The 12525-nt window shown below is 46.6% G+C and carries 12 protein-coding genes; 1 reads left to right on the top strand and 11 read right to left on the bottom strand.

Annotated features, from left to right (window positions below):
- Positions 1–13 precede the first annotated feature (13 nt).
- The 11 genes from RJ41_RS17595 to RJ41_RS17550 form a co-directional block, all read right to left on the bottom strand.
- Complete coding sequence (locus tag RJ41_RS17595; protein ID WP_039223509.1) at positions 14–1816, bottom strand: insulinase family protein; 1803 nt, start codon at positions 1814–1816, stop codon at positions 14–16.
- Between the two features lie 88 nt (positions 1817–1904).
- Positions 1905–3065, bottom strand: a complete 1161-nt coding sequence (gene pqqE / locus RJ41_RS17590) for a pyrroloquinoline quinone biosynthesis protein PqqE (RefSeq protein WP_039223506.1) — start codon at positions 3063–3065, stop codon at positions 1905–1907.
- The gene (pqqD, locus tag RJ41_RS17585; RefSeq protein ID WP_039223504.1) at positions 3055–3444 is read right to left on the bottom strand and encodes a pyrroloquinoline quinone biosynthesis peptide chaperone PqqD; all 390 of its coding nucleotides are present in this window, start codon (positions 3442–3444) and stop codon (positions 3055–3057) included. The genes pqqE and pqqD overlap by 11 nt, the downstream gene beginning before the upstream one ends.
- Entirely contained in the window at positions 3444–4199 is a 756-nt protein-coding gene (gene pqqC / locus RJ41_RS17580) for a pyrroloquinoline-quinone synthase PqqC (RefSeq protein WP_039223500.1), read from the bottom strand. Before pqqC ends, pqqD begins: the two co-directional genes overlap by 1 nt.
- Positions 4200–4201: 2 nt before the next feature.
- A complete protein-coding gene (gene pqqB, locus RJ41_RS17575; protein ID WP_039223498.1) occupies positions 4202–5122 on the bottom strand; it encodes a pyrroloquinoline quinone biosynthesis protein PqqB in 921 nt (306 codons plus the stop codon).
- A gap of 72 nt (positions 5123–5194) precedes the next feature.
- Complete coding sequence (pqqA, locus tag RJ41_RS18995) at positions 5195–5266, bottom strand: pyrroloquinoline quinone precursor peptide PqqA (protein WP_071953288.1); 72 nt, start codon at positions 5264–5266, stop codon at positions 5195–5197.
- Positions 5267–5370: 104 nt separating this feature from the next.
- Positions 5371–7230, bottom strand: coding sequence for a leucyl aminopeptidase (locus tag RJ41_RS18785; protein ID WP_052235506.1), 1860 nt, complete (start codon positions 7228–7230; stop codon positions 5371–5373).
- Complete coding sequence (locus RJ41_RS17565) at positions 7227–8009, bottom strand: ABC transporter permease (RefSeq protein ID WP_015068005.1); 783 nt, start codon at positions 8007–8009, stop codon at positions 7227–7229. The genes RJ41_RS18785 and RJ41_RS17565 overlap by 4 nt, the downstream gene beginning before the upstream one ends.
- Entirely contained in the window at positions 8009–8731 is a 723-nt protein-coding gene (locus RJ41_RS17560) for an ATP-binding cassette domain-containing protein (RefSeq protein ID WP_039223488.1), read from the bottom strand. Before RJ41_RS17560 ends, RJ41_RS17565 begins: the two co-directional genes overlap by 1 nt.
- The gene (locus RJ41_RS17555; protein ID WP_039223486.1) at positions 8722–9705 is read right to left on the bottom strand and encodes a PQQ-dependent catabolism-associated beta-propeller protein; all 984 of its coding nucleotides are present in this window, start codon (positions 9703–9705) and stop codon (positions 8722–8724) included. Before RJ41_RS17555 ends, RJ41_RS17560 begins: the two co-directional genes overlap by 10 nt.
- On the bottom strand, positions 9702–11051 hold the full coding sequence (locus RJ41_RS17550) for a type 1 periplasmic-binding domain-containing protein (RefSeq protein ID WP_240485824.1): 1350 nt from the start codon (positions 11049–11051) through the stop codon (positions 9702–9704). The genes RJ41_RS17555 and RJ41_RS17550 overlap by 4 nt, the downstream gene beginning before the upstream one ends.
- Positions 11052–11235: 184 nt before the next feature.
- On the opposite strand from RJ41_RS17550, the gene RJ41_RS17545 reads away from it, so the two are divergent.
- On the top strand, positions 11236–12144 hold the full coding sequence (locus tag RJ41_RS17545; RefSeq protein WP_039223480.1) for a substrate-binding periplasmic protein: 909 nt from the start codon (positions 11236–11238) through the stop codon (positions 12142–12144).
- Positions 12145–12525: the final 381 nt, after the last annotated feature.

Genomic DNA, 12525 nt, shown 5'->3' with positions numbered 1-12525 from the left:
TTTCCCGAATTCCCTACGAGAGCATCGATAAAACCTTATGACACCAGTTTTCACGCTCTGTGATATTTGTATCGCTGGCACCAAATAGAAAAAGGTTATTTTCATAGGTTGCAGCGCCTAGTGCGTAGCATTCTCCCGAGGTTCTTGGTTGCCAGAAACGGTGGTGTGCCAGCACCGCTTGTAGTCTTGACTGTTGATAGAACGCGATGCGATACACCCAGTGTGAGGCCAAATAACCAGAAGCCGAATTTGGAGAGGCCGACTCTAGAGTTGTTGAGGGCGATTGGATGGAAAACGGCGTAAAGTGCGAAGCAATGTGTTCAGCGTTAAAGCGTTTCAAATTGGTGGTATTGTTGGCGAGTGGCCGCAATAAACGTGGAAGTGCAGGCAAGTGCTCTAACGCAATAAAATGTCGGTATTTAGAGGTAAGACGCGGTATTAAACGTGACTGTTCGCTATTGGAGGCACTGGCCTGCGCGGAAAATCCCTTACGTGCCTTTCTAATCCGCTCGCGAGCGACTGACTTTTCTGGTGAAGGTAGAGCCCCCAAATAGGAGTGCGATACCTTATTAGCACTCGCTAAATAAGCGCTTTTGGTGGCACAATCTTTGGCGGCACCCTCGTTCGAACCCAACGCATCTGTTAGTTGTGCAAAATAGCGAATAGCCGCCCCCACACCTTCTGCGTGTTTATCAGTGTCTGGCGTCGGCTTTGAAGGTCTAATATCAAATGAGGCAAGACACGCGGATACCACATGTTTTAGTTGTCGCAGCCTTTTATCATAATCATCGCTCACGAGCTTATGTGTCAGATTTTGTGAAAGCTTTGGAAGTGCTTCTATCGAAAGCTCGCTTGCTACTTCCTTCATCGCTTCGTTTGTGACGAGGCGAATTGCAAAGTTACCTTGTTGATTGATTTCGGGGTCGATAAATAAAGTGTTTTTAAGGCCTGCTACGGTGCTAAGTGTTGCTTCTTGCTGTAGTAAACCATTTAAAAAGCACTGAGGAAACCACCAGGTTAATACATGTCTTATTGATTCGTTTTCGCCTTTTGTCGTTGGCACATCAAGAGAGGCTTCTTTGTCTAAATGTGAGTGTTCACGTTGAGATGAGTGCTGACTCAGTGCAGCGTTCCTGTTCAGTGTTGATTCTTCGCTCAAAGCTGCTTTCTCGCTCAAGGCTGTTTCAGCGCTCAGGGCTTTCATTGCGCTCAGGGCTATTTCTTCGCTCACGGCTGTAACAACCTCCTTGCACTGCTCAAAAAAGTGGGCTGAATTACTATAAACCAGCGTGGTGATATTGCTTGGCTGATACCACTGGCGTTTGTAGTCTTGAAGCGCTTGAATGCTGTTGCTGCCTATGGTTTGTGTAAAACCCCCCGCGTGTTGATAGGCATTTTTATTGGTATCGGTTAATCGAATAGCGGCGTTTAATGCATAGTCGCTGTTTACCTCTAGCATGGCGAGCTCGTTAAAGATAACCCCGTCACGCTCTAAGATAACCTCATCGGTACCGTAATCCCGGTTAAGCAGGCCACAGTACAGGTAATTTACAGCATCAAGCAGCACGTTCGCTTTTTCAGACGAAGCGAAAAAGAAGGTGTACTCGGCGAGTGTGGTAGCGTTAATAGTAACAGGCAGAAGTGTATTGGCCGTAAAAAGCTCGTGGGCAGTTGGGTATTGGTGAGAGCGTCGAAAGCTCATGTGCTCAGCTAAGTGCGACAACCCAGTGTGGCCTGCTGCAGGGGTTTTTAGCGCAAAAACAACGCTATGCACTTTTGACCCAGAGCCGGCATCAATGAAATGAAATTCAGACATACACTTTTATCATTGCGGTTTAACGGTATCTCTTTTGGTTTAGTACTTATCGCAGCGCACTTATTTCGTATTACTTGTCTCGTAGCGCTTACCTCGTAGCACTTACTTCTAGAATGGGAATCGGCTTTTCCACCTTCCGATACTGTAGTGCCTTCGACGGTGCAGTACCTGCTTTATCGGTAATGCCTTTCATCAAATGGTGATCGGGCGACTTGCTGCAAACCGGATCCGTCTTATACATATCACCTGTTAGCAGGTAGGCCTGACATCGGCAGCCGCCAAAGTCTTTATCTTTTTCATCGCAGTCCCTACAGGGCGAAGGCATCCAACTATCGCCACGGAAATGATTAAAGCTAAAGTCTTGGTGCCAAATATCGTGCAACGAGCGTTCTTTCACATTAGGAAAACGAAGGGGCAATATCTTTGCACTGTGACACGGAAGGGCACTACCATCTGGTGTTATGGTTAAAAACGTTGTGCCCCAGCCATTCATGCACGCCTTAGGGCGAGATTCGTAGTAATCGGGCGACACAAAGATGAAGGTTGGCCCTTTACCGTTTTGCTGCGCTCGATAGCGGTTCACTGCGGCCTCAGCTTCCTGTAGCTGCTGTGAGGTAGGTAACAGATGGTCTCTATTTTCATAGGCCCAGCCGTAATACTGTACGGTAGCCAGCTCGACAAAATCAGCGTTTAGCTGCTCGCTGAGCGCCATCACGTCTTCTATTTCGTGAATGTTCTGCGCGGTAATGCAGAAGTTAAGCACCATAGGGTAGTTGTATTGTTTTACCAGCTTCGCAATTTTAAGTTTTTGTTCAAATGAGTGACGCTTGTTGCCTATTAAGTCGTTGACTTCAGCATTGGCTGCCTGAAAGCTCAGCTGAATGTGGTCAAGACCGGCTTCTTTGAGTTTGGCAATACGTTTTTCTGTCATGCCAATGCCAGAGGTGATCAAGTTGGTGTAAAAACCCAAAGCCCGCGCATAAGCGACTAAGTGCTCTAAGTCTTTTCGAAGCAATGGCTCCCCGCCAGAAAAGCCCAATTGCACGGCGCCCATTTCCCGCGCTTCACGCAGCACACGCTCCCAGTGCTCAGTAGAGAGCTCGTTAAATGTTTCTTCCATGTTTACCGGGTTAGAGCAATAGGGGCAATGCAATGGGCACTGATAGGTAATTTCGGCTAGGAGCCACAGCGGTGGCGTTACGCTATTTGGTACGTCGGCTTGTAAATCAACGTCTGTATTATTCGTCATAGCGGATCCACTTCTTTTGCTCGGCATGAACCAGAAATGCATGAACATCTTCTTCTAAATCTTCAGGTGCATCAGGGAACGCTTGGCGAAGCTCAGCACAAATGGCATTTTCCGTATTGCTGCCATCTACTCGCTGAAGAATTTCTGCCGCAGAAGGATTAAGTTTGATCATTCCTTCGGGGAACAACAAAACATAACAACCCTGAGCTTTCTCGTACTGCATGCGAAAAAGCGGATTTAAAGAAGCTGTTTTGTCTCTTGTGCGGCCGCCCTCGTTGTTGTGACTGCTGCTATTTTCAATGTTATCTTCCACGTTATCAGCACCGACGCTATCAGCATCTAAGTGGTGCTCGGTTTGCGATCGTAAATTCGACATCATTAAAACCTCCCTTTATGGCACACCCGCTGGTCGGCAATACCATCAAACGGCTTTCTCTTATATTCATAGGCAAAGCAAATGGCATCAGCAATGCTCCACAAAATATCAATTTTGAACTGCAGTATATTGAGCGCATGTTCTTGCTGTTGTCGGGTAACAAAGTGGTCAAGGGTAATCTGCAGGCCATGCTCTACATCACGGCGCGCCTGGCTTAACCGCATTTGAAAGTAGGTAAAGCCTTCACTATCAATCCATGTATAGTGCCTAGGCCAGGTATCTAATCGGCTTTGATGTATTTCAGGGGCAAACATTTCAGTTAACGATGAGCAGGCAGCCTCTTCCCACGACGCGCGGCGGGCAAAATTCACATAGGCATTTACTGCAAACTTAACCGCTGGTAACAGGTGGGTTTCATCAAGTAATTCACTGCGGTCCAAGCCTACCGCTTCGCCCAACCGCAACCAGGCTTCTATGCCGCCCAGTCCGTCTTCACCTTCCCGTCCATCATGATCGATTATTCGTTGGATCCAGGTTCTGCGAACCGATTGTTCTTCGCAATTCGCTAAAATTGCCGCGTCTTTAACCGGTATCGCCATTTGATAATACAGTCGGTTGGCCACCCAGCCCTGAATTTCATCAACGCTGCAGTGTCCTTCATTCATGCGTTTATGAAAGGGGTGATGAATATGGTAGTAAGCGCCTTTTTCTCTCAGTTTTTGTTCGAATTCTTGTCTAGACCATGCGTGTTCTGTCATTACTACACCTCAATTTCCATACCGTCGTAAGCCAATTCAATACCTTGCTCACACAGGCTGTGATAAGCACTGGAGTCTTCGTCAAGCACGCGATTTGTGTTGTTGATATGAATAAGTACTTTACGCTCAACGTTAAATTCATTTAGCAGCGCAATGGCTCCGCCCTTTCCATTAACCGGCATGTGTCCCATATCAGTGCCCAGCTTGTTGCTAAAGCCGTGATCTATCATTTCTTCATTGGCCCACAGCGTACCGTCAAATAGCACGCAGTGAGATTCGCGCATCACCTGTTTTACTGTGTCGTTTGCCTGCATACATCCCGGCGCGTAAAAAAGCACCTTGCCCGTGGTGTCGTCAGTTATCTTCAGGCCGATATTGTTGCCCGGCACAATGTTGTCGCGATATGTCGAATAAGGGGGCGCATTAGACTCTAATACCACCGGTTGGAAAGTCAGTCCTTCTGCCCCTTTGGGTACAAAGCGTTTATGATAATCGGTATTAATTGAATGCTGCTGTAGTCCGCCGTGCCAGTGTTTTAATACGGTAAAAAGCGGGAAGCTGGTGGTTAGGTCTTCGGCCACTACATCGGTACAATAAACGGGAAGGGGTAAGCCTTCGCGCAATGTTAGCAGGCCTGTCGTATGGTCTATTTGACTGTCGGTAAGCACAATTGCGCTTATGCGTGTGCCGCGAGACACATGGGCGTCGGGCCACAGCTGCGGGTGGCTATTTATCTGCTCCCTTAAATCGGGGGAGGCATTAATGAGAACCCAATTTTTACCATCGCTACTGACAGCAATGCTCGACTGTGTTCTGCCTTTCGCCTTTATTTTACCTTCGCGTAAACCCTTACAATTTGGGCAGTGGCAGTTCCATTGCGGAAATCCACCCCCGGCGGCAGCACCAAGAATCAATACGTGCATAACAACTCCATACTACAAGTAAAAAAAGGCTGCGTCGGCAGCCTTTTTGTTCATCATCCCAGAGGGCGTTGCCTAGCGGTTATTGATGTAAAGAGTTACTTCAAAACCAAGGCGCATTTCTGTGTATTGGGGTTTAGTCCACATAATTGTTCCTCTTCTTTATGATTAAACGCATGACTGAGTATATGTTGAATATGTGTTAACAGATATCCTCCTAAGGGAGGAGAACTGTCATGAATTTTGATGATTTATTGATTATTTTTGATTGCGCAGCTGCTTAAGTAAGATAACAGCAAAGGAATAGGGCGGCCGGTCGCCGATAACGATTTGGTGTAGGTAAAAGCGGTTCCTGCTACATCGAGGTGAGCCCACGGGGTGCCGTCAGCAAAGCGAGAGAGAAAGCAGCCTGCCGAAATAGCACCGGGAGAGTTTATACCCGTATTCATCATATCCGCGTGCTGAGAGGTAATGGCGTCTTGATATTCTGGCCAAAGTGGGAAAGGCCAGCACCTGTCGTTAGCCAGTTCACCCGCTTCAACTAACGCACTTTCAAGCGCTGGAGCGTTGCTAAAAAGCGCAGTGGCTTTGTGCCCTAGTGCGCTAATGGCCGCGCCGGTTAGGGTTGCAATATCAATAATAACCGAGGGGGTGAACTGTTTCGCGTAGCTGATTGCATCGGCCATAAGCATACGCCCTTCTGCATCGGTGCTCATGACTTCCACGGTTTTTCCTGAGTGCATAGTAATAATGTCACCCGGGCGATAGGCTTTGCCATCAATCGCATTATCGGCGCTCGCCACAATACCAATAATATTTATATTTAACCCCAGTGTGGCAACCGCCTGAATGACGCCCAATACACAGCAGGCGCCTGCCATGTCGTAAATCATATGACGCATATCAGGGCTGCGCTTTAACGTTATGCCGCCGCTGTCAAAGGTTACGCCCTTGCCAATTAACACTACCGGTGGTGAATTCTCTAAACCTTTGGCTGTATAGCGAAGAATAGGCATGGTGGCAGCGAACTGTGAACCTGCGTTTACCGCTAAATACCCGTTCATACCTAACTGCTTTAGCGCACTTTCATTGAGTATATCGCAAGACACCGTATTAAAGGTTTGCGCCAGATGCTGAGCTTGTTCGGCCAGGTAATCTGGCGTACATAAGTTGGCTGGCATGTGGGCGAGATCTTTAGCCCAGGTCATCGCGTCATTAAGGGCTGATTCATAGCGCATAGTGTGTGAAACGAGACGCTTTTGCGCGTTAGTAAAATGCTTGGCATCTAATGCAAGAGACAGCGTGCCCCTCATATCAAGTGCTTGATTAATTGCTTCATTAGTTGCGGCGTTTTTTTCAACACTAGTTGCGTTGTTGTTGCCATCGCGGGCTCGACTGCTAGAAACCGAACGATTATTCGTCTTATAGCCCTTAAAGTGATAACCGTGCTTGAAATAGCTTCTAAGTAGCGCACTCAGAAATGGTGAGTGGCTTGCAATGGTGTTAACAGGGTCACTGCTTGCTGTTTCAGTGGTAGAAAGCGCCATTAACGCCAGCTTTTCCAAGGTTACCGACAAGCTTTTAAGCTTTTTAAACAATGCATCGAACTGCTGTTCTAAGTAGCGAAATGCTGGCGCGTTAGTTTGCTTCAAGTCACTAGTGCTTTTCGAATAAAACGCGGAGTTTGAATCGCTAGCGTAGCTTGAGCGGTTAACCATGGAAGGGTCATTAGTTTTAGATAAAGTCGAGGCACGGCCAGAGACGTTGGGTGCATCTGACGCTTCAAAAAGCGCAAAATCGACACCATAAAACAGTACCCGTTTTACTTCAGCTAATTGTTGGCTAATTTTGTTTTTTCCGCTGTTTTCAGTGTCTGAGATGTAACTTGTTTTAAACGCCTTAAGGCCTTGTACTAATACACATTGGCCTTTATTTCCTGCAAAACCTTCATCGTCAAAAACCTGCTCAATGTATGTCTTAGCGGGTGTTGAAAAGTGAAAGAGTTGGCTCGCTAATAACTCGGGCGTAGTTAAAATAAGTAAGCAGTCACTGTCGTCTAACGTTTCAACTTTATTGCTTTCATTAGCCCAGGTTAGGTTTGCTTTTATCACGAGAAGCGCCCTTTTGAGGCTTTGGGGCGAAAGCTTCTCACAGCGAAAATAAAAGTGATAGCCGTAAGGCAAAGTACAACGGCAAGCGCGTTGTGTTCGAGTTTTTCATAGAGCGCAAATCGCAGTAATTCTACGCCGCTACTAAAGGGGTTAAAGGCACAAATCTGATACAGCCATTCGCTGGCCTCACGCATTTTCCAAAGCGGGTATAGGGCGCTTGATAGAAAGAACAACGGGAAAATGACAAAGTTCATGACCCCGGCAAAGTTCTCTAGCTGCTTAATATAGTTTGCCAGTAATAATCCTAACGAACCTAAAAACAATGACAGTAGCGCAATAACAGGCAACGCATAAACGTATCCCAACGCAGATAGACGTACATCAAGCAGAAGCGCAAAGGCAAAGAATATATACACCTGAATAGCGCTTACCAAGGTGTTGGCTATAAGCTTGCTGCCTAGCAGAAAAGGGCGGGGAACCGGGCTTAACAGCAGTACTTTCATGCTGCCCATTTCTCTGTCGTACACCATGGACAATGAACTTTGCATACTATTAAAAAGCACAATCATGGCGGCAAGCCCAGGTACAATGTACTCTTCGTACAAAATATAACTCTCGTAAGGCTCGGTCATTGAAAGACCCAGGGCCGAACGAAAGCCTGCTGCAAAAACAAATAGCCAAAGCAGCGGGCGCACCAATGCACTTAACAGGCGTGTACGTTGCTGCCAGAACTTCAGCATCTCTCGGGTAAGTACGCCCACAAAACAGCGCCAATACATCAGCAGCCTTCCTGTATCAAATGCTGCCAAAGGTGCTCAATATCCTGTTGATGATACTTGGCTAACAAGGCTTCACATGGGTCGTGAGCTAACACTTGTCCTTTTGATAAGACTATCAAGTTGTTGTTGTGCTTCACTTCTTCAAATAAATGCGTGGCCCATAGTACGCTTACATTTTGGGAATGAGCGAGCGCTTGTACTACCCGCAAAATAAGATGACGGGATTCTATATCTAAGCCAACGGTAGGCTCGTCTAATAGCAGCAAGGATGGCTTGTGAATAAGGCAGCGAGCTAACTCGACCCGACGTCTGTGCCCGCCATTTAAGTTGCGAATTTTTGTGTTCAGCTTACTCGTAAGATCAAGCTCGTCGAGCAGGCCTTGAATATGAGATAGCGCGCTAGCGGTACTTATGCCATGGAGCGAAGCAAAGTAGGACAAATTTTGTTTTACTGATAAGTCGATATCTAAGGTACTTTGCTGAAATACCACGCCCATTTTCGCCATAATACTTGTGCGAGATTGAGACAGGGTAGCACCATCAAAGGTAATACTGCCTTGCGTGAGTTTTTGAAGGCCCGTAATAAGCGCAAATAAGGTACTTTTGCCTGCGCCATTTGGCCCAAGCAGCATGGTTAAGCCAGGTTTTAGGCAAAGGTTTATATTGTCCAGCGCGTGGTGGCCGCCGTACTGATGTGAAACCGCTTGAACCGCTATTTCCATTTAACCGCCACGCCCCAAGGGTAACGCCCCACTTTTACCGTATGCTCTACGTTTAACGTGTGGGTATTGATGACAGAAACATCACCGCTCACACCGTTAGTGGTCAGCAATAAAGACTGATCTTGATTAAACGCTAATTGCCACACTCGTCGCCCAACCAAAATGTAGTCTTCCACTTCAAAGGTATCGGTATTGATGACCGCTATGCGATTCGCTGGGCCAAGCGCCACGAAGGCGTAGGGCTTATCTTTCATAAGCACAATACCCACTGGCTGAACCTTGTCGCGATAAACGCCCTTAATGGCAAAGGAAAGGGTCTTCACTTTTTGCTTAGTAGCAGTATCGAAAATACTAACGGTGCCACCTATTTCCGAGCTTACCCAAAGGTACTTGTCATCTTTGGTAAAGTGAGCATCTCTGGGTCTTGCATCAACCAAGCTATTTGCAATATTTTCATGCGTTTTGGTATCTATCCAGTGCACCATGTTAGTGGTCTCTGATGTGACTACCATCATGCTGCCGTCGTGACTCACAGCCAGCCCCTCAGGCTCTACGCCTACATCTATCTGAGAAATGACCTGAGCCGTTGGAATGTCGATAACAGTAAGAAGGGCATCGTCTTCATTAGCTGTGTAAATAGTGGTGCCGTTAGGATGTAATGCTATGGTTTCAGGATCTGCACCTGAGGGAAGATCGCCTACGATCGAATGGGTAGACAAATCCATAATTTGAATGCGATCAGCATCAGAGGCACAGATATACGCGTGGGACTGGTCTGCACTTAAAATAAACCCTCGGGGTCGCTCTCCAACCTCGATAGTTTCAACCACATCAAATGTCGTCATATCAATGACAGATAGCGTGTTGTCTTTTTCGTTAGTGACATACGCTTGAGGAAGTGCAAAGGCTTGAGGAAGTGCTAAGGCAAAGGCTGCCATTAAACTGCCAAGCAAGAGTGCAAAGCGATAGCTCATAACTTGTCCTTACAGGTAGTGTGTGTTGCGCCTAATGTGTCTAGTTCGTTGGTTTGATGCAAAAAGCCTTCAAGGGGCGCATGAGTCACCAGTGCGTCTTCGTGGGCCAGCGCAATAGGCTGACGAAATTGGTGGGTGTGGGAGCGAATAGAAAGGGGACGACCTTTATAGGCACCTAGCGTGTAATGATCGCTAAGCAAGGTTTTAAGTATTCCCCGCTGCGTTAAATCGCTTCCTTGCTGTGCAGCATTTGCCACCGCCGTTACCGCAAGATACGCGGCGAAGTCGACTTCATTCATGTGTCTGTTAAACGTATCGTTAAAACGGCTTTGAAGCTGACGGGCGCCCCATTGTTCGTGGGTAAAATGCCAACCTAGTGCTTTTAGGCCGGCAGCGCCTACCACAGGTACGTGATGATAGGTGTTAAAGGGTAGGCTATACGCGAATTGTGCCGCGCTATCAGCGGTAAAAACAGCCTGATAAGTTTCTCTTGTTCGCGTAAATTGAGGAATTTCAGCAAAGGCAGCCCTGCGTAAATCAAAACTGTCCTGCCACTGTTTAGTCTCAACAAGTGAAAGTTTGAATTTTTTAGCGCTGCGTCTGAACGCGGCTAGGTATGCAGCATCGTCAGCAGTTTTTCCGTAAACTGCAAATATCTCGTCAATACGCTTAGTGCGAAACCACTGGGCTAGCGCGTCGGCTTTCATCTGATAACTGGGGATCGTATGAAACAAGGGCAGGCGACATGAATTTTGTCTCAGCAAATCATCGCTATTAGCTACGTTAAAAAATACGGCATTAGGAAGCGTGCTTTGAATAGTGGTAATCAACTGCTCAATTGAGGCAGCCTTTACCTTATCACTGCTTCGCATGTCCAGTAGTACAACGGGTGCAATGTTGCCTTGCTGATTGCTGCTTATTTCTTTGTGATTTGCGTTAGCACCTGAAGCAGAGTGCTGGCGTGTTTTAGCTAAAGAGGCTTGCAGTTCGCCGATAGAAGGCACACTGATTTCAGTTAACTCAAACTGATAACCAAGAAATTTCCCCGTGATATTGGCATCCTTTATCGCCACACTTGCGCCAGCTGTCCCCTCATTGCTGGGGGACTTTAAATAGTCTGGTGTGCCTGGTGGAGATGTGCCCGCAACTTTTATGTAAATGACCACAATAGTGGCAAAAGAGGCCTGTGGTGCAGCTTGTTGAGTACGTGAAGGTTGCGCTTCATTAAACGCGGTCGCGCTGTTTAAAAACGACAACAGAACGCAGCAAAAAAGTGACGCAACACACTTTTGATAACGCTTACCGGTTAATCGTCTTTCAACCGTGCTTTTTACACCCTTTGCCATATACCACCCCGAGCTCAGCTGCATGCTTTTGCTGATATCTGTTTGTCTGACATAAGGGTATATGGCAATTTTCCCGAAGAACATCCTCCTAAAGGAGGAATGCTATGGCGCTAAAGTAGCATTAGTAAAATCACGCTAACCCCTTAGTATGCTTAAGAAGTTCGATTGAATAAGTGGGTAAGCTGTGCAGTTAGTTAAACCTTTTCGAGTTATTTTCATTTTACTCTGCCTGATAACGGGTTCTGCGCTTTCTGCGTTCGGGGAAGCAAGATCGTTAGACGATATTAAAGACAGCGGTTTAATTAGAATTGCGGTGTACACCGACTATCCTCCATTTTCATTTATTGAAAACGACAGCCCCACAGGTATTGATATTGATATCGCCAGTGAAATCGCGAGCGCCCTAGGTGTTGAGCTAGAACTGATATGGATGACACCAGGTGAAACGACAGAGGACGATTTCAGAAATTACCTATGGAAGGGCCATATAATTCATCGCATTAAGGCTGATGTGATGATGCGCGCGCCTTACGACCCCAGTTTTTCTCAAAAACGTGACGACGTGGGCTTGTTGGTTAATGAGCTCGTTCACATGTTTGCCCCCTATCAGCGTGAAAGCTGGCAAATCATTCATAACACGCAAAGCTTGCCCGAAGTGGAAACCATGGGCATGTTTCAATATCACACGATTGGTGCGGAAATAGACAGCATTCCCCACTTTTACTTAACGTCAGCGTTTGGCGGCCGATTGCGAGAAAAAACATCGCACTATGGTTCAAACGCAGAAGCGATTGACGCAATGAAAGCAGGAACCGTCGAAGCGGTAATGGGATTGCGCTCGCAAATATCCTACCTCAGTCAGTTTGTTGATAATGAGCAATATCGCCTTGCAAGCAACGCGTTTCCGCTTATTGGAAAGCAAAAGTGGGATATAGGACTTGCTGTTCATACTAATTATCGCGCGCTAGGCTATGAAATTGGTGATGTAATTACGCGAATGGTGGTAGAGGGCGATATGCAACGGTTATTTGAGAAATACAAAACCATTTATGAGATGCCGCCTTATTTTGCGGGGAATGAAAGTTCAGAATAAGTTAATTCAGTATAAAAGCATCTGACCAAAAGCAATCAGAACATTAGCACTTCAAACAATAGCACGCTGGTTAACAGGCTTCGAATTACAGCTTTTCGAACACTAGCATGTTAACCGGTAGCACTTTAGGCAATAACTCTATTGCCAGCAGCCTTCATATTATTAGCACTGCTATCAGTATTGGAAGAACGCATTTCTTTAAAAAGACGTGAAAGCGTAAAGGTGTTAATCAAAAGGGAAAATAGCCCTTCATTCCTCCTCCTAAAGGAGGAGTCAAATCACTCCGCTGTTGCATAGGCATCGACATCCCCCCTAGCTATGCTAATCCTAACGAATAGTCTGAAACAGACCATTTATGGCCTACATGCAACTAGGAACCGT

It is taken from the genome of Alteromonas marina (assembly GCF_000808575.1).
Classification (GTDB): Bacteria; Pseudomonadota; Gammaproteobacteria; order Enterobacterales; family Alteromonadaceae; genus Alteromonas; species Alteromonas marina_A.
Note: the sequence above shows the minus strand (reverse complement) of the source record. Positions and strands in the feature narration are given on the sequence as shown.

Bases quoted from the DNA above. Each gene is read 5' to 3' on its own strand.
- RJ41_RS17595 (WP_039223509.1), bottom strand. From the start codon at position 1,816: ATGTCTGAATTTCATTTCATTGATGCCGGCTCTGGGTCAAAAGTGCAT.
- RJ41_RS17555 (WP_039223486.1), bottom strand. From the start codon at position 9,705: ATGAGCTATCGCTTTGCACTCTTGCTTGGCAGTTTAATGGCAGCCTTT.
- pqqC (WP_039223500.1), bottom strand. From the start codon at position 4,199: ATGACAGAACACGCATGGTCTAGACAAGAATTCGAACAAAAACTGAGA.
- pqqB (WP_039223498.1), bottom strand. From the start codon at position 5,122: ATGCACGTATTGATTCTTGGTGCTGCCGCCGGGGGTGGATTTCCGCAA.
- RJ41_RS17565 (WP_015068005.1), bottom strand. From the start codon at position 8,009: ATGTATTGGCGCTGTTTTGTGGGCGTACTTACCCGAGAGATGCTGAAG.
- RJ41_RS17550 (WP_240485824.1), bottom strand. From the start codon at position 11,051: ATGGCAAAGGGTGTAAAAAGCACGGTTGAAAGACGATTAACCGGTAAG.
- RJ41_RS17560 (WP_039223488.1), bottom strand. From the start codon at position 8,731: ATGGAAATAGCGGTTCAAGCGGTTTCACATCAGTACGGCGGCCACCAC.
- pqqE (WP_039223506.1), bottom strand. From the start codon at position 3,065: ATGACGAATAATACAGACGTTGATTTACAAGCCGACGTACCAAATAGC.
- pqqD (WP_039223504.1), bottom strand. From the start codon at position 3,444: ATGATGTCGAATTTACGATCGCAAACCGAGCACCACTTAGATGCTGAT.